The following is a 20,952-nucleotide window of genomic DNA, read 5'->3' on the forward strand; positions in this document are numbered from 1 at the left end:
CGGTGCCGGGGCCGGCGCGGTGCCTCAGCCGGCGCGGTAGGCGTCGAGGATCGTCTGGTCGATCGACCGGCCCGCCGCCTTGCCGCGTACCCGTACGGACACCTCCTGGCCCGGGCGCGGCCACACCCCCGGTACCAGCGCGGTCAGTTCACCGTCCCGTCCCGCGGTCACCAGCGCCTCGTGCCAGCGCCGGCCGCCGTCGGTGGAGGCCCAGAACCGCACGCTGCCGTGCTCGGTCCTGATCGCGTCCTCGGGCGCCGAGGTGGAGTTCAGCCGCAGGCCGACCGTGAGCGGCCGGTACGCGGGAACGCCGCCGTCCCGGGTGGTGCGGGGCGCGTAGTCGACGCCGAGCAGCCGCAGCGGCTCCTGCCCCACCGCCGGATCCGCCGGGCCCTGGGCGGGGAACGTCCAGCTCGTGCGCGTCCGGCTGCCGATCGGCAGCGTGTCGCGGTCGGGGCGGGAGGTGTGCTCCAGCCGGTAGGTGGCGGGCTCCGGCGTGACGGGGAAGTAGTCGGTGCCTGGGCGGGGCGGGATCTCGGTGCCGTCGCGGAAGAGCCGCAGGCTCTCGTTCCCGGCAGCCGCGTAGTTCCACACCGGACCCTGGTGCTCGCCGTCGCTCAGCGAGACGGGCAGGACGAGCTCGTTGCCGTAGTGCATGCCGGAGATGACCGCGGGGGCGGGGGCGCCGAACCAGACCGGATCGGCGCTCTCCCCCGGCTCGTACGGCAGCGTGGGCGTGCACAGTTGCGCGAGCGCCGCCTCGGGGCCGAGCAGGCAGTGGCGCCACGTGACGTCCGGCCGCGCGGTGGCCATCTCGACGCGGCGCTGCGGCACCGCGAGCGGGTACTCGAAGGCGAGGGCGGTGATGATGCCGTCCGTGTGCGCCACGCGGGTCTCGGTGTACGTGTCGTCCCGGCCGAGCAGCGAGCGGTAGTCGGCCTCGACGCGCGCCAGCTTGCGCGCCTCCGCGCGGGTCAGGCGGTAGCGCGGCGGGTCGGGGATCGTCTCACCGCGGCCCAGCACCAGCTCGTACACGTCGGCCTGCTGCCCCTTCGGCCTGCCGTCGGCCTCCAGGCGCCAGCGGGTCTCGAACGCCACGCTGCCGTGCTGTACCGGCCCGGTGGGCTGGAGGAACACCCGGCCCTGCGCGATCTCCTCGCCGGTGGCGTAGATCCCCTCGTCCAGGCCGCCGGTGCCGGCGGCGTCGTGGCGGGCGTAGTGGACGGAGGCGTGCCGCACCCGGGTGTCCGCGCCCTCGACCGTCGCGGGGCGCAGCGGCAGCGCCTTGCGGGCGTCGATGGTGTACGACGTGTCGTCCTCGACCATGACCTCAGGCGAGCCGGCGAAGGCGACGGTGGCGGGCTCGCCGTCCGCGGCGGGCGTCTCCACCTTGGCCAGCATGGACAGCGGTCCGGGCAGCACGCGGGCGGTGGCCTGGCCGTTCTCGTCGAGGTGGACGGTGTGGAAGCCGCCGCCCGTCTCGGGGTGGGTCTCCTCCGTGTTGAGCACCCAGAAGCTGCCGCCCGCCCAGGGCCGGCCGTTGCGGTCCAGGACGGTCAGGTCCACATCTCGGCGGGGCGGTTCGAGGACGAAGCTGAGCGGCAGGGTGACGGTGTCGTGGCCGGTTTCGGTCAGGACGACGGCGCCGGAGTAGACGCCGGGCGTGACGCCCTCGGGCGTCAGGGTGACCGTCACCCGCTCGGTGGCGCCGGGCGCGACGGTCACCGCGTCGGGGGTCACGGTGACGGCGTCGTCGGCGAGGCGCGTGCCGGCGCGCTCGGTGGCGAGGTCGCCGAGGGCGAGCGCGCGGGGCCCGGTGCCGTGGTTGGTCAGGCTCAGCTCGATGGAGACCGGGCGGTCGTTCCCGGGGTACCGCAGCATGCCGAAGTCGACGTTGCCGCGGCTGAGTTGCAGCGTCTCGCCGACGACGCCCGGCAGGTCGAGGAGGCCGGCGCCGGCCGCGTGCGGCCAGGGGTCGGCGGGGTCGCCGTCCGCGGTGGCCATGAGGGCGGTCTTCACCCGCCGCCAGTCCCAGTCGGGGTGCTTCTGCAGCAGCAGCGCGGCGGCGCCGGCGACGTGCGGCGTGGCCTGCGAGGTGCCGTCCAGCTGCGTGTACGGATCGGCCGTGCCGCCGCCCGCGCGGGCGCCGGTGACGGCGACGCCGGGGGCGATCAGGTCGGGCTTGCTGAGGTTCGTGCCGGTGGTCGGCCCGCGGCCGGTGAACCGGGGCGGGCCGCCACCCGCGCCCGCGGCCCCCACGGTCAGTGCGCTCTCGGCGACGCCGGGGCTGTCGATGGAGCCGGAGTACGGGCCGGAGTTGCCCGCGGCGACGACGAAGAGGGTCCCGGTCTCGGCGGCCAGGGTGTCGAGTGCGCGGGCGACGGGGTCGTTCTGCGGGTCCTGAGGCGCGGCGCCGCCGAGGCTGAGGTTGACGATGTCGGCGCCCTGCTCGGTGGCCCACTGCATGCCGGCGATGACCCAGGACGCCTGTCCCTGGCCCTCCCCGTTCAGGACCCGGCCGTTCAGCAGCCGGGCATCGTACGCGACGCCCTTGCGGGCGCCGCCCGACGCGGCGCCGCTGCCGCCGACGAGGGAGGCGACGTGGGTGCCGTGGCCGTTGCGGTCCCCGGTCGTGCCCTCGCCGGTGAAGTCGGCGGCGGAGGCGACCTTGCCGCGCAGGTCGGGGTGGTCGGTGTCGACACCGGAGTCGAGCACGGCGACGTCCACGCCGGCGCCGCTCAGCCCGGTCTCCCACACCTCGGGGGCGCCGATCTGCTCCAGGTTGCCGTCGAGTTCGGCCGCCTGAAGGCGGCGGTCCAGCCACACCCGGCGCACCCCGGCCGCGGCGGGACCCGCCGGGCGGGCCAGCGTCGCGGCGAAGGTGCCGGCGCTCTCCTTGGGCAGGTCGACGGCGACGGCGTCGATGGCCGGCAGCCGCAGGGCCTCCTCGCGGGCCGCCTCGCCGGTCGCGGCCAGCGGGCGGGGGCCCTGCACGATCAGCGGGAGTGCGTCGGTGGCGGCGTCGTCGTAGCCCATCTCGACCAGGACGGTGACGTTGAAGAGTTCGAGGTCGAGCACCTCGGGCACGAGCCCGGTGGCGTCGTCCGGGACGACGTAGACGTCCCCGCCGTCGCGCAGGGTGGTGAAGGACCGGGTCCCCTCGGAGCCGGGCCGGGGTGTGACGGTGACGGCGGGCCGGCCGTCCGCCGGGGCCGCGGCGGGAGCGTCGAGGGTGACCTCGTCGCCGGTGACGAGCGTGACCGTGGCGGAGTCGGAGTCGGAGTCGGAGGCGGGGGACGCGGGGGACGCGGAGGAAGCGGAGGAGGGGGCGGCGCCGGCAGGCGGCGGTGGGCCCGCCGCGGCCGGCGTGGCCGACAGGGCCGGGAGGGTCAGCCCGCCGAGGAGCAGTGCCGTCACGGCAGCGCGGAGAGGCGGTGGGAGCCGTCGGGAGAACATGATCCGGTCTTACCTCGGCCGGCCCGCACTGCGGAACGAATCTTCGTGGCGTCTTGTCGCCACGGCTACAAGTAGCCACGATGGCCGGATGCTTGAGGCCCTGGGGATACCGACGTACGCAGAGTCCGCCTACCGCGCGCTGCTGGCGGCGCCCGGCCGCACCGTCGCCCAGCTCGCCGGGGAACTGGGCCGCTCCGAGCGGGCCACGCGGCGCAGCGTGACGGAGCTGGAGGAGGTGGGCCTGGTCAGCCGGCTGCCCGGCCGGCCGGTGCGGCTGCTGGCCACCCGCCCGGACACCGCCGTCGACCTGCTCGTCGCGCGGCGCCGCCGGGAGCTGGGCGAACTGCAGCGCAGCGCCCGGGCGCTGGCGGCCACGCTGAGCGCGGGCCGGCAGCCGGACGAGCTGCTGGAGATCCTCACCGGCCGGCAGGCCATCGCCGAGCGCTTCGGCCAGCTCGTCCGCGGCTGCGAGCGGGAGCTGCTGGTCTTCGACCGGCCACCGTACGCCGCGGATCCGGCGCCTTCGGAGGAGGGGGTGACGGCGCGGCTGCACGAGCAGGTGGTGGTACGCGGCGTCTACGCCCCGGAGTCGCTGGAGTACCCCGGCGCCCTGGCGGCGGTGCGGCGGGCGGCGGCCAACGGCGAGTTGTCGCGGGTCCATCCGCAGGTGCCGATGAAGCTGGCGGTCGCGGACCGGGCGGTGGCGCTGCTGCCGATCGCGCTGGACGACCAGGTGGACAGCGCGCTCGTGATCCGCCCGTGCGCGCTGCTCGACGCGCTGGTGGGCCTCTTCGAGCTGCTGTGGGAGCAGGCCGCGCCGCTGCTCCCGCAGCCGGCGCAGGACCGGCCGTCCTGCTCGGACCTGGGGCTGCTGACGCTGCTGGCCGCGGGGGTCAAGGACGAGGCGATCGCCCGGCAGTTGGGCGTGAGCCCGCGCACCGTCACCCGGCGGGTGGCGGAGCTGCTGGACGAACTGGGCGCCCGCACCCGCTTCCAGGCGGGAATCCTGGCACAGCGCCGCGGCTGGCTCCCGGACCCCGCCACGTACGACCGGGGGGAGTAATTCCGGCCGCCCGTAAACCCCTTCCATTGCCCGATGGCCATAACGCCGCGTTATGTAAGCGATTTCCGAATCCGGGACGCCGAATCGTCGAACGGCGCCAGCTCGCCGCCGACATGACCCTGCTGCGGCTCGACACCCCGTCGGCGATGACGCCCGTCCCCGTCGCCGCCTCCGCGCCGCCCGGCTCGGCGACCCGGCTGATCGGCTGGGGCCAGACCTGCCCGACCCGCGGCTGCGGCGCCCCGCCGGTGGAGCTGCGGCAGCTCGACACCACGGTCCTCGCCGACTCCTCGTGCGCCGGCATCCAGGGTGCGTACGAGCTGTGTGTGAACGGCGGCGGCCGGGGCGCGTGCTACGGCAACTCCGGCGGCCCGTCGGTCGTGGGCGGACCCGGCGAGTGGCGGCTCGTCGGCGCCACGAGCCGCGGCACGGCCGGCACCTGCGCGTCTCGCCCGCGATCTACGGTGACGTGACCTCGGTGAAGTCCCGGATCGACGCCATCATCGGCGGGACCCGCTGACCCTCGCCGGGCGGCCGAGGCGTACCGGGACGCCCGGCGAGTACAGGACGCTGACCGGGTCGCCAGCGGGCGCGGGCAGGCCCGCCGCCGCGACCAGGTTCTCCTCGCACTCGATCAGTTCGGCGCGGTGCAGGGGCCAGCGGGGGTGGTCGTTGGGCAGGTAACCCGTCCTGCCGAAGAACGCGCTGTGCAGCCCCCAGCGCGCGGTGAGGAAGTGCTCGAGCCCGCTCGCCTCGCCGACGCGCTCCCCGGGGCGCACGGTCAGCCGGCTGTACGCGCCGCGCGGCCCCGGCCAGCGGCGGGAGGAGGTGTAGGTGACGGTGCCGCCGGCCCGCCGCACGGCCATCTTCGACCACACGTACGGCAGCCCGAAGGCGAGCCGGCCCACGACCCCGGGGATCAGCCGCGCGGCGTCCAGCGACCGGAACACGACACCGCGCCGTCCCTGCGCGTCGACCGAGTACAGGCGCACGTTGGTCTCCGGGAAGGAGCCGAGATAGGGCACCCCGGGCAGCCGGAGCCATCCGACGCGGTGCATCCGGAACGCGATGAGCCCGGCGTACGTGACCCCGTCGTGCATGTCCGGCACGGTCCCGCGGGGCAGCAGCCGCGCCACGGCGTCCGGTTCCGCGGCCCAGTGGACGAACGTCAGGTCGAGCCACTCCTGGGTGAGCAGCGGGAACCGTACGGCGTGCGGGGCGTCGGGCGTGACGGGAGCGGGCATCTGCACGGCCCCAGGATCGCAGTGCCGCCCGGCACGGACCAGCCGGGCCCGGCGTGGCCGCGCCGGGCGGGTGCCCGGCGGACGCTTCGCGGGCCCGCGAGGCGGCGTCCGCTCGCCGGCGGCCTCCCTGACGGTCCCTCAGACCGCCACCGACGCGTCCTTCGCGACGGCGCCGGCGTCCGGGGCGGGGCCTGCGGCGCTGTCGCTGCCGGCGTCGGGGTCGGTGTCGAGGTCCCGGCGTACCAGCGCCGCGTACCGGCCGTCTGCGGCCATCAGCTCTTCGTGCGTGCCGAGTTCGGCGATCCGGCCGTCGTGCAGGACCGCGATCTGGTCGGCGTCGCGGATCGTGGAGAGCCGGTGCGCGATGGTGAGCGTCGTACGGCCCTCGGCCAGCGCGTCGACCGCCTGCTGCACCGCGCGTTCTGTGCGGGTGTCCAGGGCGCTGGTGGCCTCGTCGAGGATGAGCACCGGCGGGTCGCGCAGGATCGTGCGGGCGAGGGCCAGGCGCTGCTTCTCGCCGCCGGAGAAGCGGTAGCCGCGCTCGCCGACGAGGGTGTCGTAGCCGTCGGGCAGGGCGGCGATGTGGTCGTGGATCTGCGCGGCGCGGGCGGCGGCCTCGATCTCGGCGTCGGTGGCGTCCGGGCGGGCGAAGCGCAGGTTGTCGGCGACGGAGGCATGGAAGAGGTACGTCTCCTGGGCGACGACGCCGACCGCGCGGGCGAGCGAGTCGAAGTCGAGGTCGCGCACGTCGGTGCCGTCGATGGTGACCCGGCCGCCGGTGACGTCGTACAGCCGCGGCACCAGGTAGCCCAGGGTGGACTTGCCGGCGCCGGTGGGGCCGACGATGGCCAGGCTGCTGCCGGCCGGCACGGTGAGCGCGACGTCGCGCAGCGTCGGCTGCCCGGGCGCGTAGGCGAAGTCGACGTTCTCGAAGCGCACCTCGCCGCGGGGCTTGGCGAGCCGCACGGGGTGCTCGGGCTCGGCGATGTCGACGGGCAGGTCGAGGTATTCGAAGATGCGCTGGAAAAGGGCGAGTGAGGTCTGCATCTGCACGCCGGTGGACAGCAGGCTGACGGTGGGCCGGAAGAGCCCCTGCTGCAGCGAGACGAAGGCGACGACGGTGCCGATGGACACGGCCCGCCCCGCGGTGCTGGAGGCCAGGCCCGCGGTCCAGTAGATGACCGCCGGCATCGCGGCCATGACGACGCCGATGACGGCCATCCGCCAGCGGCCCGCCATGTTGGCCCGTACCTCCAGGGCCACCAGGTCCTCCGACTCGTCGGCGAAGCCGCGGGTGAGGCTGTCGGAGCGGCCCATGGTGCGGCCGAGCATGATGCCGCTGACCGACAGCGACTCCGTCACGCCGGCGGCCATGGCGGCCATCTGCTTCTGCCGCTGCGCGGTGATCTTCTTGCGCTCGCGGCCGACGCGGCGGGCGATGCCGACGAATAGCGGCAGCAGGAGCAGCGAGACGAGGGTCAGCCGCCAGTCGAGCGCGAGCATGGCGACCACGCTCGCGATGACGCTCGTGAGGTTGGAGACCAGCGAGGTGGCGGTGGTGGTGACGGTGGCCTGCATGCCGCCGATGTCGTTGGCGATGCGGGACTGCACCTCACCGGTGCGGGTGCGGGTGAAGAACGCCAGCGGCATGCGCTGCAACTGGGCGTAGACGGCGGTGCGCAGGTCGTGCATGACGCGCTGGCCGACGGTGGTGGAGATGAGGGTCTGGAGCACGCCGAAGACGCCGCTGAGCACGGCGACGCCGACCATGCCGAGCGCGAGCAGGCTGAGCAGCCCGGTGCGGCCCTGCGGCAGGGCGGTGTCGACGACCTCGCGGAGCAGGAACGGCGAGGCGACCGAGACCAGCGAGGACGCGGCCACCAGCAGCCCTACCACGGCGAGCCGGCCGCGGTAGGGGCGGAAGAGCGCGAGGATCCGGCGCACCTGGGCGGGCTGCTCCGGATCGGCGGACGGGGGTGTCCACCCGTCGAGGGGATCGTGCGGCATGGGCCTCCTAGGACAGCGTGACAGCTTATAGGAGGATAGCTCATTGTTACCTATATACACAATGAATATGCTCCTGATACGCTCGGGACGTGTCCGCCTCACCCCCGCCCCCCGCAGACGTGACCGGCCAGCTGGCGGAGCAGTTGCTGCTGCTCACCCGCCGGATCCACTACGCGCAGAAGCGCTACTTCAAGCCGCTGGGCATCACGCCCGCCCAGTCCCGGCTGCTGCGCACCCTGGAGCGCCACGCGGAGCCGCCGCGGATGGCCGACCTCGCCGAGCACCTCGGCATCGTGCCCCGCGCGGTCACCACGCACGTGGACGCGCTGGAAGCCGGCGGCCTGGTCCGGCGCGTGCCCGACCCGGCCAACCGGCGGGTGATCCGCATCGAGACCACCGAGGCCGGGCGCACCGCGCTCGCCGAGGTGCACCGGGCGCGGCTCGCAGCCGCCGCGGACGTCCTGGAGCCGCTGTCGGAAGAGCAGCGTGAAAAACTGCTGGGGCTCATCGCCCCCCTGGTCGACACGCACGACCACGCCCGCTGAGGAGTCCGTTCCATGCCGCTGCTCCAGCCCAAGCCCTCGGCCCTGCGCCCCGGCCGCGGAGCGGCGCCCGCGCCGGACCGGGTCGCCGACGGCCTCGCGGCGGGCACGCCCGAGCCGCTGCGCGGCGAGCTGACGGCGCTGCTGGGCGCGGAGAAGGTGCTGACGGGCGCCTCGGATCTGGTGCGGTACGCCTCGGACGCCAGCCCGTACCGGTTCGTGCCGCGGGCCGTGGCCGTCGCCGAGACGGTGGCGGACGTCTCGGCGCTCTTCCGGTTCGCCCACGAGCACGGCCGCACGCTCGTCTTCCGGGCGGCGGGCACGTCGCTGAACGGGCAGGCCCAGGGCGAGGACATCCTCGTCGACGTGCGCAGGCACTGGGCGGGTGTCGAGGTGCTCGACGACGACGCGGCGCGCGCCCGCGTCGGCCCGGGCACCACCGTCGTACGGGCCAACGCCACCCTCGCCCGGCACGGCCGCGTCCTCGGCCCCGACCCGGCCAGCGCCATCGCCTGCACCCTCGGCGGCGTCGTCGCCAACAACGCCTCGGGCATGACGGCCGGCACCACGCGCAACTCGTACCGCACCCTCGCCGCGCTGACCTTCGTGCTGCCCTCCGGCACCGTCGTGGACACCGCCGCTCCCGACGCCGACGAGCGGCTGGCCGCGGCCGAGCCGCGGCTGTGCCGCGGGCTGCTCGCGCTCAAGGCGGAGATCGAGGCCGACGCGGAGCTGACGGCCCGTATCCGCGCCAAGTACGAGATCAAGAACACCAACGGCTACCGCCTGGACGCCTTCCTCGACGGCGCCACCCCCGTGCAGATCCTGCGCGGGCTGATGGTCGGCTCCGAGGGCACGCTCGGGTTCATCGCCGACACGGTCTTCGACACCCTGCCGCTGGACCGGCACACCTCCACGGCGCTGCTGTTCTTCCCCACCCTCCAGGCGGCGGCTGCCGCGGTGCCGGCATTCAACGCAGCCGGGGCGCTGGCCGTGGAGCTGATGGACGGCAACACGCTGCGCGCCTCGGTGAGCGTCGCCGGCGTGCCGGGCGACTGGGCGGAACTGCCGAAGGACACGGCGGCGCTGCTGGTGGAGTTCCGGGCGCCGGACGAGGCGGCGCGCGAGGCGTACGAGGCCGCCGCCGCCCAAGTGCTCGCGGGCCTCGACCTCGTGGCGCCGGTCGAGTCCGTCGCCGCCACGGGCAACGCGTTCACCCGCGACCCGGGTCGTATCGCCGGCTACTGGAAGGCCCGCAAGGCGTTCGTCACCGCCGTCGGCGGCTCCCGCCCCGCCGGTACGACCCTCATCACCGAGGACTTCGCCGTCCCGCCCAGCCGGCTCGCCGACGCCTGCGAGGCGCTGCTCGGACTCCAGGCGCGGCACGGCTTCGACGCCGCCGTCGCCGGCCACGCGGCCCACGGCAACCTGCACTTCCTGCTCGCCTTCGACGCCGCCGAGCCCGCCGACGTCGCGCGCTACGCGGCCTTCATGGACGACTTCTGCCGGCTGACCGTCGAGCGCTTCGACGGCTCGCTGAAGGCCGAGCACGCCACCGGCCGCAACATCGCTCCGTTCCTGGCGCTGGAGTGGGGCGAGCGGGCCACGGAGCTGATGTGGCGGATCAAGGAGCTGATCGACCCGCGGGGCATCCTCGCCCCGCGGGTGCTGCTCGACCGCGATCCGGAGGCGCACCTGCGCGGGCTGAAGACCATCCCGCGGATCGAGGACATCGCCGACCCGTGCATCGAGTGCGGCTTCTGCGAACCCACCTGCCCCAGCCGCGACCTGACCACCACCCCGCGCCAGCGCATCGTGCTGCGCCGGGAAATGCTGCGCCAGCCGCCGGGCGCGCCGGTCACCGGAAGTCTGTTGCAGGCGTACGGGTACGACGCCGTCGACACCTGCGCCGGCGACTCGACGTGCAGCCTGGACTGCCCCGTCGGCATCGACACCGGACAGCTGATGAAGGACTTCCGGCACGCGCGGCACTCCGCCCGCGAGGAGCGCGCCGCCGCCGGCACCGCCCGCCGCTTCCGCCAGGTCGAGCGGGCCGCCCGGCTGGCCGTCGCCGTGGCGCACCGGCTCGGCGACCGGGTGCCGGGCGCAGCGACCCGGCTCGCGCGCCGGGCGGTGCGCCCCGACCTCGTACCCGAGTGGCTGCCGGAGATCCCGGGGCCGGCCGCGCGGCGGCTGCCCGGCACCGTGCGCGAAGGTGCCGCCGCCGTCTACTTCCCGGCGTGCGTCAACCGCATCTTCGGCGGCCCCGACGACGCGCGCGGACCCAACCTGGCGGAGGCGGTCGTCGCCGTCTCGGCCCGCGCCGGGCGGCCGGTGTGGATCCCGGACGACGTCACCGGCACCTGCTGCGCCACCATCTGGCACTCCAAGGGCTACGCCGACGGCACCCGGCTCATGGCCAACCGGATCGTCGAGGCCGCCTGGCGGTGGACGGACGGCGCCCGGCTGCCGGTCGTGGTCGACGCCTCGTCCTGCACCCTGGGTCTCGCGCACGACGTCGTGCCGTATCTGACGGAGTCGAGCCGCAAGCTGCACGCGCAGCTCACCGTTCTGGACTCGCTCGACTGGGCCGCCGACGAGCTGCTGCCCCGCTTGACCATCGAGCGGCGCACGCACTCCGCCGTGGTCCACCCGACCTGCTCGATGCGCCACCTGGGCAACACCGGCCAGCTCACCGCGCTGGCCGGGGCGGTCGCCGAGGAGGTCGTCCTGCCGGACGACGCGGGCTGCTGCGCCTTCGCCGGCGACCGCGGCATGCTGCACAAGGAGCTGACCGCGTCGGCGACCGCGCGCGAGGCCGCGGAGGTCACCGCCCGCGACTTCGGCGCGCACCTGTCGGCGAACCGGATGTGCGAGATCGGCATGGACCGCGCGACCGGCCGCTCGTACCGCTCCGTCCTGCTGGAGCTGGAGCGCGCCACCCGCCCGGCAGGCGCCGGGTGGCGCCGCCGATAAGTCCATCCGGCACGGCCGGGAAGTCCAAGTCCTCAGTGGTGCAGACCTCTTGTCGGCGCGCCCGCGTCCGGCGAGGGTGGCGGCGAACCGACCGCACACCATCCGGAGGACGCATGCGCGAGGAGAACGCCACCCCGAGACCCCCAGACTCCGACGACGGCTACTCCCGCCGCTCGGTACTGCGCTCGGCGGGCATCGCCGGGGCAGGGCTCGGCCTGGGGGCCTTCGGCGCCTCCCAGGCCCAGGCGGCAGAGGCCGGTGCGGCGGCCGGCGACGCGGCGACGGCCGCCGCACCGGCCGCGCCGCCGCGGCGCGGCAAGACGATGATCGGCGTGCCGTTCGAGCGGCACACCACCGTACGGGTCGGGATCATCGGCCTGGGCAACCGCGGCGGCGGCATGATCGACCTGTTCCTCGCCCAGCCGGGCGTCCAGGTGACCGCGCTGTGCGACCCGGTCGTGGACAAGGTGGAGCAGGCCGCGAAGAAGGTCGTCGACGCCGGCCAGCCGGCGCCCGCCACGTACACCAAGGGCGAGCACGACTTCGAGCAGCTCTGCGCCCGCAACGACATCGACTTCGTCTACGTCGCCACCCCCTGGGACTGGCACTTCGAGATGGCCAGGACGGCCATGACGAACGGCAAGCACGTCGGCGTCGAGTGCCCCATCGCGATGCGCCTGGAAGAGCTGTGGGAGCTGGTCGACCTCTCCGAGCGCACCCGCCGGCACTGCATGCAGTTGGAGAACTGCGCGTACGGCAAGAACGAGATGCGCGTGCTGCGCATGGCGCACGCCGGGCTCTTCGGCGACCTGCTGCACGCCGCCGGCGCGTACAACCACGACCTGCGCGGGCTGATGTTCGACCCCGCCTACTACGAGGGCCCCTGGCGCCGGCTGTGGCACACCCGCCTGCGCGGCGACCTCTACCCCAACCACGGCTTCGGGCCGGCGGCCAACTACATGGACGTCAACCGCGGCGACCGCGTCACGCACATCGCCAGCTTCGGCACCCCGGCGCTGGGGCTGGCCGCGTACCGCGAGGAGCACATGCCTCCCGGCGACCCGAGCTGGAAGGAGACGTACATCGAGAGCGACCGCACCATCAGCCTGGTGCAGACCGCCAAGGGGCGGGTGATCCGGCTGGAGCACGACGTCTCCACCCCGCACCCGTACAGCCGGATCAACTCCCTCGGCGGCACCAAGGGTGTCTTCGAGGACTACAACCCGCGCATCTACCTGGAGCCGATGCATACCGACGACCGGTGGCACGACTTCGAGGAGTTCGCGGAGTACGACCACTGGCTGTGGAAGGAGCACGCCAACCCGCCCGGCGGGCACGGCGGCATGGACTACATGCTGGTCTTCCGGGTGATGCAGTGCATGCGCCTCGGCCTGGTCCCGGACTTCGACGTCTACGACGCCGTGACCTGGACCGCGCCCGTGCCGCTCAGCGACATGTCGATCAAGGCGGGCGGCCGGCCGCAGGAGTTCCCGGACTTCACCCGCGGCGGGTGGAAGGACAAGCGCTCCGGAGTGGACTCGGAGAAGCCCGACGAGGCATGAGCCGCGCCGGCTGAGACGCCGCTAAGCGGACAGGGAGGCCCGGTCGCCCATCACGGCGACCGGGTCCTTCCGCGGGTCGAGCGTCCGCAGCAGTTGGGTCATCCCGGCCTGGGAGATGCTGACGCAGCCGGACGTGCCGCTGCCGTGGTCCATGTGGAACCAGATCGAGCCGCCCTTCTCCTGCCCGCGGGGGCGGGTGGGGTCGAGCGGCGAGGTGCCCCGTACGCGGTTGTAGTCGATGGCGATGACGAGGTCGAAGTCGTTCCAGTGCGTCTTTGGCCAGTAGTGGGGCGCGGCGAAGGCCGGGGACTCGGTGTACGGCAGCTTCGCGCCCGGGTCGGCGAGGACGCCGCCGGCGTCGGAGAGCGTGAACACCCCGACGGGGCTGCGCTTGTCGCCCTCGCGGTGGTCGGGGGTCCAGCCCTTCTTGCCGTTGTGGGCGGGCCAGCTCTCCTCGCGCTGCCAGTTCTTGCCGTGCTTCTCGTAGAGCACGACGGTGGCGTCGGCGGAGTCGGGGCCCTTGCCGTAGACGGCGACGGCCTGGCGGGAGTCCTCGGGGACCTTCGCGTTCCACCGGGCGCCGACGCCGGGGATGTCACCGGGCGGGGTGCTCGGCGACGCGCTCGCGCCGCCGGCATCCGTGTCCTTGCCCGCGTTGCCCGTGCCGGCGCCGTCGCCTCCGCCGTCGCCGCCCGAACTGCCGCAGCCCGCCAGCAGAAGCAGCCCCAGCGCCGCGGCGGCCGTCCGGCGCGGCAGCCGCCCCCTCGTCCCGTACGCACCCATCCGCCCATCGTCACACGCCGCACCCCGCGGGAACGCAGGCGGGGGAAAACCGGTTGAAAATCCGCCCCCAAACCGCCAGCCTTGCACGGCTCGGCCACAGCGGAATCGACCTTTTTGGGGTGCCATGCAGTTGCGCGACCTGCCGCATACGGACCCCGGCGAACCCGACGTCCGATCCGGCCGCCACTTCCTCGTCTGGCTCGGCCGCATGCAGCTCGGCGGCCAGGTCGCCGCGCTGCTGTGGGGCCTGGTGTGGATGCTGCCGCTGGGCGCGCTGCCGCTGGCCGTGGGCACGGCCGTGCAGGCGGTCGTGGACCGTGACGGCGGGCGGCTGGCGGTGGCCGGCGCGCTGCTGATCGTCTTCGGCGCGCTCATCGCGCTCGGCGACAGCATGCTGCACCGCGCCGCCGTCACCAACTGGATCACCGCCGCCTCGCGGGTACAGCAGTTGCTGGCCCGCAAGGCGGCCGAGCTCGGCTCGGTGCTCACCCGGCGGGTGGCGGCCGGCGAGGTGGTCGCGGTGAGCACGGGCGACGTGGAGAAGATCGGCTGGTTCGTCGAGTCGTTCTCGCGGTTCACCGCCGCGCTGGTCACCGCGCTCGCCGTCACCGCGGGCCTCGTCGTCTACGCGCCTGAGCTGGGCGTCGTCGTCGCCGTTGCGCTGCCCGTCCTGGCGCTGGCGCCGCTGCCCCTGCTGCCGTACGCCACCCGCCGCGCCGACGACCAGCGGGCCAAGGCCGGCCGGGCGACCGAGCTGGCCGCGGACACCGTCGCGGGGCTGCGGGTGCTGCGCGGCATCGGCGGCGAGGAGCTGTTCCTGGACCGCTACCGGGAGGCGTCGCAGAAGGTGCGGACCGCCGCGGTGCGCAGCGCGCGGATGTGGGCGCTGATCGCCGCCGTGCAGGTGGCGCTGCCGGGGGTGCTGCTGGTGGTCGTCGTCGGGCACGGGGTGGGGCTCGTGCGCGACGGGTCGATCTCGGTCGGCGAGCTGGTCACGGTCTACGGGGCCGTGACGTTCCTGCTCTTCCCGATGCACCACTTCGCCGAGCTGGCGATGGCGTACTCCTTCTCCCGGCCGTCCGCCAAGCGCGCCGCCCGCGTGCTCGGGCTCGTCCGCACCACGACGGGCGGCGGCACCGGCACGGGTACCGGCACCAGCACCGGTCCCGGTCCCGGGGAGTTCGGCGGGGAGTTGTACGACCCGGCGACCGGGCTGCGCGCCGCGGCCGGGCGGCTGACCGCCGTGGTGTGCGGCGACCCCGACGCCGCGGGGCGGCTCGCCGACCGGCTCGGCGGGCACCCGGCGGAGCCGGGCGAGCTGCCGTCGGTGCGGCTCGGCGGCGTGGCGCTGGACGACGTGCCGCTGGCCCGGGCGCGGGCGGTGGTGCTGGTGCAGGACAAGGACCCGATGCTGCTCTCCGGGACGCTGGCCGACCTGCTGGACGTACCGGCGTCCGGCTCGGTCAAGCCCGCCGCCGCCCTGGCCGCCGCGCAGTGCGGCGACGTGCTGACCGCGCTGGCGCAGGCGGCGGCCGAGGTGCCCGACGGCGACGGGGCGCCGATGGGCGCGCCGATCACCGAGCGCGGCCGGTCGCTCTCCGGCGGCCAGCGCCAGCGCCTGGCACTGGCCCGCTCGCTGGTGGCCGACCCGGAGGTGCTGGTGCTCGACGAGCCGACCTCGGCGGTCGACTCGCACACCGAGGCGCGGATCGCCGAGAGCCTGCGGGAGATCCGCGCGGGCCGTACGACGGTGGTCTTCACCTCCAGCCCGCTGCTGCTGGACCGGGCCGACACGGTCGTCTTCGTGCCGGACGGCGCGGTGGCCGCCGAGGGCCCGCACCGCGAGCTGCTGCACGGAGACGTCGCGTACCGCGCGGTGGTCACCAGGGAGACGGACGACGAGAAGCAGAGCACCGGCCGGGTACGGGACGGCGGCGGCGCGGGCCGCGACGAGGGCGGCGTGCCGCAGATGATGGAGGAGACCGCATGATCGGCGTGCGACCGCCGGAGTACGACCCGGCCGCCCCGCGCACCGCGACCACCCTGCCGGTGGGCGCCCCGGCGACCGTGCGCGGCTACGTGGCGGAGTTGCTGCGCCGGCACCGGACGGCGTTCCTGCTGCTGATCGCCGTGAACGCGGTCGCCGTCATCGCCTCGATGGCCGGCCCGTACCTCCTCGGCGGCCTGGTCGAGGACCTGTCGGCGGGGGCCCGGGAGCTCCATCTGACGCGCGCGGTGGTGCTGTTCTCGGTGGCGCTGGTGCTGCAGGCGTACTTCGTCCGGCTGGTGCGGCTGCGTGGCGCGATGCTCGGCGAGCGGATGCTCGCGGACCTGCGCGAGGACTTCCTCGTCCGGTCCGTGGGCCTGCCCCCGGGCGTGCTGGAGCGCGCCGGGACCGGCGATCTGCTGTCCCGTATCACCACCGACATCGACCGGCTGGCCAACGCGATGCGCGAGGCCGTGCCGCAGTTGACGATCGCGGTGGTGTGGGTCGGACTGGTGCTGGGCGGCATGGTGGTGATGGCGCCGCCGCTGGCGGTGGCGGTCGTGCTGGCCACGCCGGTGCTCCTGGCGGGCTGCCGCTGGTACTTCAGACGGGCGCCGAGCGCCTACCGCTCGGAGGCGGCGGGGTACGCCGCCGTGGCCGCGGCGCTCTCCGAGACGGTGGACGCCGGGCGGACGGTGGAGGCGCACCGGCTGGGCGCCCGCCGCGTCGCGCTGTCGGACCGGCGGGTCAAGGAGTGGGTGGCGTGGGAGCGTTACACCCTCTACCTGCGCTGCATGTTCTTCCCCGTCTTCAACGCCACCCACATCGTCGTCATCGGCTCGGTGCTCCTGCTCGGCGGCGCCTTCGTCTTCCAGGGCTGGATGAGCGTCGGCGAGCTGACGACTGGCGCGCTGCTGGCGCAGATGCTCACCGAGCCGGTGGGGATGATCCTGCGCTGGTACGACGAGCTGCAGGTGGCGCAGGTGTCGCTGGCCCGGCTGGTGGGCGTACGGGACATCGAGGAGCGGCCCGGCGACGCGGCCGTGCAGCCGGGCGGCCGGGACGTACACGCCGACGAGGTCCGCTTCGGCTACCTCGCCGGGACGGACGTGCTGCACGGCGTCTCGCTGCGGCTGCCGCCGGGCAGCCGGCTGGCGCTGGTCGGCCCGTCGGGCGCGGGGAAGTCGACGCTGGGGCGGCTGCTGGCCGGGATCTACTCGCCGCGGCGCGGCGAGATCCGGCTCGGCGGCGCGGAGCTGGCGCGGATGCCGGCGGAGCGGGTACGCGAGCACGTGGCCCTGGTCAACCAGGAGCACCACGTGTTCGTCGGCTCGCTGCGCGACAACCTGCGCCTGGCGCGCACCGAGGCGGGCGACGCTCAGCTGTGGGCGGCGCTGGGCGCGGTCGACGCGGGCGACTGGGCCCGCGCGCTGGACGACGGCCTGGACACGGAGGTCGGCTCGGGCGGCGTGGCGCTCACGCCGGCGCAGGCGCAGCAGATCGCCCTGGCCCGGCTGGTCCTCGCCGACCCGCACACGCTGGTCCTCGACGAAGCGACGTCGCTGCTCGACCCGCGGGCGGCGCGGCACCTGGAACGCTCCCTGGCCAAGGTGCTGGACGGGCGCACGGTCGTGGCCATCGCCCACCGGCTGCACACCGCGCACGACGCGGACGTGATCGCGGTGGTCGAGGAGGGCCGCATCAGCGAACTGGGCAGCCACGAAGAACTGGTCGCGACGGACGGCGCGTACGCCGCCTTGTGGCGCTCCTGGCACGGCTGACGGAGAGCCTGAGACGGCCCTGAGACGGGGCGGGCCGGGGCACCGTCAGCCGATGACGCCCATCGCGGTGAGGCCGCCGGCGGTGCCGGCCAGCATGAAGGCCGGCATCAGTATCTTCAGCTCGACCCAGCTGCCGGCGCGAAAGCGCATGAAGTCCGGCGGGCCGATGGGGTACCAGCGGCGGCGGCCCACCGGGATCGGCCACAGGACGGGGCAGCCGGAGACGGTGAGGGCGTCGCCGAGGTCGTGGACGAGGGCGCCGAGGACGATGGGCAGGCCCAGCCACACATACTCCTGGCCGGGCTCGGTGAAGAGCCAGCCGGAGCCGTTGCCCGGCTCGTCGAGGACGGCGGCCAGGATCCAGGCGCTGGTGGCGCCGAGCAGCCACACGAGCACGTCGCTGGAGACTCGGGCGGCCCGCCACAGCAGCCCCTCGATGGCCAGCACCATGTGGACGAAGAGGGTGCCGAGGACCGCCCACCGGCCGCCGAGGACGGCGAGGGCGGAGAAGCCGGCGCCGATCAGGACCGCCCACACCCAGGTGTGCGTCAGGGTGCGGTGGCCGCCGGAGCGGCGGGGGTCGCCGGGTTTCCTCGTGGCCTTGTAGACGGCTGCGGACAGCTTGTCGATGACCTCGCAGAGGATGCGGGACAGCGGGCCGAAGGCGCGGGAGATGGTCGCCGACTTGTGGTCCAGGTCGGGCGCGAGGGCCGCGCCGGCACAGATGAGGGCGCCGACGACGAGCACGGGCCAGGGCATCTCGTGGCCCGCCGCGGTGGCCGCCGCGCCCACCCCCAGCCACGCCGCCGCCCCCGAAAGCGAGTGCGCTGGACCCATCATGAACGCTCCCCCACCCCTCGTCCGCCCGTGTGGTGAACGGCCGTTGGCCCCACCGGCTCCGCCCCTCGGCGGCACAGCCTAGCGCGGGTGATCTTCAGACGTACCGCGGGTTCACACTTCGGCGGCGGCTGGGGGCAGTATGGACGGGTGACCCTTATCGATCAGCTCCCGCCCACCGCCGACCCCGACGACCTCTTCGAGGCATTCTCCTCCTGGACCGAGGAGCGGGGCATCTCCCTCTATCCGGCGCAGGAAGAGGCTCTGATCGAGGTCGTCTCCGGCTCGAACGTGATCCTGTCCACCCCCACCGGCTCCGGGAAGTCGCTGGTCGCGGCCGGTGCGCACTTCGCGGCACTGGCGCGGGACGAGGTCTCGTTCTACACCGCGCCGATCAAGGCGCTGGTGTCGGAGAAGTTCTTCGACCTGTGCAAGATCTTCGGTACGGAGAACGTCGGCATGCTCACCGGCGACGCCTCCGTCAACGCCGACGCGCCCATCATCTGCTGCACCGCCGAGGTACTGGCGTCCATCGCGCTGCGCGACGGCAGGGACGCCGACGTCGGCCAGGTGGTGATGGACGAGTTCCACTTCTACGCCGAGCCGGACCGCGGGTGGGCCTGGCAGATCCCGCTGCTGGAGCTGCCGCAGGCGCAGTTCGTGCTGATGTCCGCGACGCTCGGCGACGTCTCCCGCTTCGAGGAGGACCTGACCCGGCGCACCGGCCGGTCCACCGCGGTGGTCCGCTCGGCGACCCGGCCGGTGCCGCTGTCGTATGACTACCGCACCACCTCGCTCACCGAGACGGTGACGGAGCTGCTGGAGACCCGGCAGGCGCCGGTGTACATCGTGCACTTCACCCAGGCCCAGGCGGTGGAGCGGGCGCAGGCGCTGATGAGCATCAACATGTCCACCCGGGCCGAGAAGGACGAGATCGCCGCCCTCATCGGCAACTTCCGCTTCACCACCCGGTTCGGCAAGCAGCTCTCCCGCTACGTCCGGCACGGCATCGGCGTCCACCACGCCGGGATGCTGCCCAAGTACCGGCGGCTGGTGGAGAAGCTGGCGCAGGCCGGGCTGCTGAAGGTCATCTGCGGCACCGACACCCTGGGCGTCGGCGTCAACGTGCCCATCCGCACGGTGCTGTTCACCGCGCTGACCAAGTACGACGGCAGCCGGGTGCGCACGCTGCGGGCCCGCGAGTTCCACCAGATCGCCGGACGCGCCGGCCGGGCCGGCTTCGACACCTCCGGGCTGGTGGTGGCGCAGGCGCCGGAGCACGTCGTGGAGAACGAGAAGGCGCTCGCCAAGGCCGGCGACGATCCGAAGAAGCGCCGCAAGGTGGTGCGCAAGAAGCCGCCGGAGGGCTTCGTCAACTGGTCGCAGAACACCTTCGAGAAGCTCATCGCCGCCGATCCCGAGCCCCTCACCTCCCGCTTCCGCGTCACCCACGCCATGCTGCTGTCGGTCATCGCCCGTCCGGGCAACGCCTTCTCCGCGATGCGCCATCTGCTGGAGGACAACCACGAGCCGCGCAGGCAGCAGCTCCGGCACATCCGCCGCGCCATCGCGATCTACCGTTCCCTCCTCGACGGCGGCGTGGTGGAGCAGCTCGACGAGCCGGACGCACACGGCCGCATCGTGCGCCTGACCGTCGACCTGCAGCAGGACTTCGCCCTCCAGCAGCCGCTGTCGACCTTCGCCCTGGCCGCCTTCGACCTCCTCGACCCCGAGTCCCCCTCCTACGCGCTCGACATGGTCTCCGTGGTGGAGTCCACCCTCGACGACCCGCGGCAGATCCTCGCCGCCCAGCAGAACAAGGCGCGCGGCGAGGCGGTCGCCCAGATGAAGGCGGACGGCGTCGAGTACGAGGAGCGGATGGAGCGGCTGATGGACATCGGCTACCCCAAGCCGCTGGAGGAGCTGCTGTCCCACGCCTACGGCCTGTACCGCAAGAGCCACCCCTGGGTCGGCGACCACCCCCTGTCCCCCAAGTCCGTCATCCGTGACATGTACGAACGGGCCATGGCCTTCGGCGAGTTCGTCTCCTTCTACGAACTGGCCCGCACCGAGGGCATCGTGCTGCGCTACCTCGCCAGCGCGTACAAGGCGCTGGACCACACCGTGCCGGACGAGCGGAAGTCCGAGGACTTCGAGGACATCGTCGCCTGGCTCGGCGAGATGGTCCGCCAGGTCGACTCCAGCCTGCTGGACGAGTGGGAGCAACTGGCCAACCCGGCCGAGGAGACCGCCGAGCAGGCCATGGAGCACGCCGACCAGGTGCGTCCGGTGACGGCCAACGCGCGCGCCTTCCGGGTCCTCGTGCGCAACGCGCTCTTCCGCCGGGTGGAGCTGGCGGCGCTCGACGACGCGGACGAGCTGGGCGCGCTGGACGAGGAGTCCGGCTGGGACGCGGAGCGCTGGGGCGAGGCGCTGGACGCGTACTGGGAGGAGTACGAGGACATCGGCACCGGGCCGGACGCCCGCGGGCCGCGGCTGCTGCGGATCGAGGAGGATCCGCAGCACGCGCTGTGGCGTGTCCGGCAGACCTTCGCCGACCCGGAGGGCGACTACGACTGGGGCATCTCCGCGGAGGTGGACCTCACCGCCTCCGACGCCGAGGGCCGCGCCGTCCTCCGCGTCACCGACGTCGGCCCCCTGAGCCGGCCCGCCGGCTGACCCGCACCGCACGGCCACGCGGCGGCCCGGCGCGG

Annotated in this window: 13 protein-coding genes; 8 read left to right on the forward strand and 5 right to left on the reverse strand. The window is 74.1% G+C overall.

What is annotated here, in order from left to right; all coding sequences use genetic code 11:
* Window positions 1–24: 24 nt before the first annotated feature.
* Window positions 25–3,417, reverse strand: coding sequence for a S8 family peptidase (locus tag B124_RS00105; RefSeq protein WP_496500493.1), 3,393 nt, complete (start codon window positions 3,415–3,417; stop codon window positions 25–27).
* Window positions 3,418–3,544: 127 nt separating this feature from the next.
* On the opposite strand from B124_RS00105, the gene B124_RS00110 reads away from it, so the two are divergent.
* Together B124_RS00110 and B124_RS00115 are read left to right on the forward strand one after the other, a co-directional pair.
* Entirely contained in the window at window positions 3,545–4,519 is a 975-nt protein-coding gene (locus B124_RS00110) for a TrmB family transcriptional regulator (RefSeq protein WP_496500494.1), read from the forward strand.
* A 113-nt stretch (window positions 4,520–4,632) separates the two neighbouring features.
* On the forward strand, window positions 4,633–4,992 hold the full coding sequence (locus tag B124_RS00115) for a trypsin-like serine protease (RefSeq protein ID WP_496500495.1): 360 nt from the start codon (window positions 4,633–4,635) through the stop codon (window positions 4,990–4,992).
* Between the two features lie 27 nt (window positions 4,993–5,019).
* Here the strand turns inward: B124_RS00115 and B124_RS00120 are convergent, their stop codons facing one another.
* The gene (locus B124_RS00120; RefSeq protein ID WP_496500496.1) at window positions 5,020–5,769 is read right to left on the reverse strand and encodes a YqjF family protein; all 750 of its coding nucleotides are present in this window, start codon (window positions 5,767–5,769) and stop codon (window positions 5,020–5,022) included.
* A gap of 132 nt (window positions 5,770–5,901) precedes the next feature.
* Window positions 5,902–7,770, reverse strand: a complete 1,869-nt coding sequence (locus B124_RS00125) for an ABC transporter ATP-binding protein (protein ID WP_496500497.1) — start codon at window positions 7,768–7,770, stop codon at window positions 5,902–5,904.
* Between the two features lie 89 nt (window positions 7,771–7,859).
* Here B124_RS00125 and B124_RS00130 point away from each other — a divergent pair, with 89 nt between their 5' ends.
* The 3 genes from B124_RS00130 (at window position 7,860) to B124_RS00140 (ending at window position 12,850) form a co-directional block, all read left to right on the forward strand.
* Entirely contained in the window at window positions 7,860–8,315 is a 456-nt protein-coding gene (locus tag B124_RS00130; RefSeq protein WP_496500498.1) for a MarR family winged helix-turn-helix transcriptional regulator, read from the forward strand.
* Window positions 8,316–8,327: 12 nt separating this feature from the next.
* Entirely contained in the window at window positions 8,328–11,288 is a 2,961-nt protein-coding gene (locus B124_RS00135; RefSeq protein WP_496500499.1) for an FAD-binding and (Fe-S)-binding domain-containing protein, read from the forward strand.
* 113 nt (window positions 11,289–11,401) lie between these two features.
* Window positions 11,402–12,850, forward strand: coding sequence for a Gfo/Idh/MocA family protein (locus tag B124_RS00140; protein WP_496500500.1), 1,449 nt, complete (start codon window positions 11,402–11,404; stop codon window positions 12,848–12,850).
* Window positions 12,851–12,871: 21 nt separating this feature from the next.
* Here B124_RS00140 and B124_RS00145 read toward each other — a convergent pair whose 3' ends face one another.
* Window positions 12,872–13,633, reverse strand: a complete 762-nt coding sequence (locus B124_RS00145) for a L,D-transpeptidase family protein (RefSeq protein WP_496500501.1) — start codon at window positions 13,631–13,633, stop codon at window positions 12,872–12,874.
* A 124-nt stretch (window positions 13,634–13,757) separates the two neighbouring features.
* On the opposite strand from B124_RS00145, the gene B124_RS00150 reads away from it, so the two are divergent.
* Window positions 13,758–15,623, forward strand: coding sequence for an ABC transporter transmembrane domain-containing protein (locus B124_RS00150; RefSeq protein ID WP_496500502.1), 1,866 nt, complete (start codon window positions 13,758–13,760; stop codon window positions 15,621–15,623).
* On the forward strand, window positions 15,620–17,401 hold the full coding sequence (locus tag B124_RS00155) for an ABC transporter ATP-binding protein (RefSeq protein ID WP_496500503.1): 1,782 nt from the start codon (window positions 15,620–15,622) through the stop codon (window positions 17,399–17,401). The genes B124_RS00150 and B124_RS00155 overlap by 4 nt, the downstream gene beginning before the upstream one ends.
* A gap of 45 nt (window positions 17,402–17,446) precedes the next feature.
* Here B124_RS00155 and B124_RS00160 read toward each other — a convergent pair whose 3' ends face one another.
* A complete protein-coding gene (locus tag B124_RS00160) occupies window positions 17,447–18,241 on the reverse strand; it encodes a metal-dependent hydrolase (protein ID WP_496500504.1) in 795 nt (264 codons plus the stop codon).
* Between the two features lie 147 nt (window positions 18,242–18,388).
* On the opposite strand from B124_RS00160, the gene B124_RS00165 reads away from it, so the two are divergent.
* Window positions 18,389–20,917 (forward strand): DEAD/DEAH box helicase, encoded by a 2,529-nt coding sequence (locus tag B124_RS00165; RefSeq protein ID WP_496500505.1) that lies wholly within the window; start codon window positions 18,389–18,391, stop codon window positions 20,915–20,917.
* Window positions 20,918–20,952: the final 35 nt, after the last annotated feature.

The sequence above is a fragment of the Streptomyces sp. CNP082 genome (assembly GCF_059570535.1).

Coding starts and splice junctions, on each gene's coding strand:
- B124_RS00110 (WP_496500494.1), top strand. CDS start 3,545: ATGCTTGAGGCCCTGGGGATACCGACGTACGCAGAGTCCGCCTACCGC.
- B124_RS00115 (WP_496500495.1), top strand. CDS start 4,633: ATGACCCTGCTGCGGCTCGACACCCCGTCGGCGATGACGCCCGTCCCC.
- B124_RS00125 (WP_496500497.1), bottom strand. CDS start 7,770: ATGCCGCACGATCCCCTCGACGGGTGGACACCCCCGTCCGCCGATCCG.
- B124_RS00135 (WP_496500499.1), top strand. CDS start 8,328: ATGCCGCTGCTCCAGCCCAAGCCCTCGGCCCTGCGCCCCGGCCGCGGA.
- B124_RS00140 (WP_496500500.1), top strand. CDS start 11,402: ATGCGCGAGGAGAACGCCACCCCGAGACCCCCAGACTCCGACGACGGC.
- B124_RS00145 (WP_496500501.1), bottom strand. CDS start 13,633: ATGGGTGCGTACGGGACGAGGGGGCGGCTGCCGCGCCGGACGGCCGCC.
- B124_RS00150 (WP_496500502.1), top strand. CDS start 13,758: ATGCAGTTGCGCGACCTGCCGCATACGGACCCCGGCGAACCCGACGTC.
- B124_RS00155 (WP_496500503.1), top strand. CDS start 15,620: ATGATCGGCGTGCGACCGCCGGAGTACGACCCGGCCGCCCCGCGCACC.
- B124_RS00160 (WP_496500504.1), bottom strand. CDS start 18,241: ATGATGGGTCCAGCGCACTCGCTTTCGGGGGCGGCGGCGTGGCTGGGG.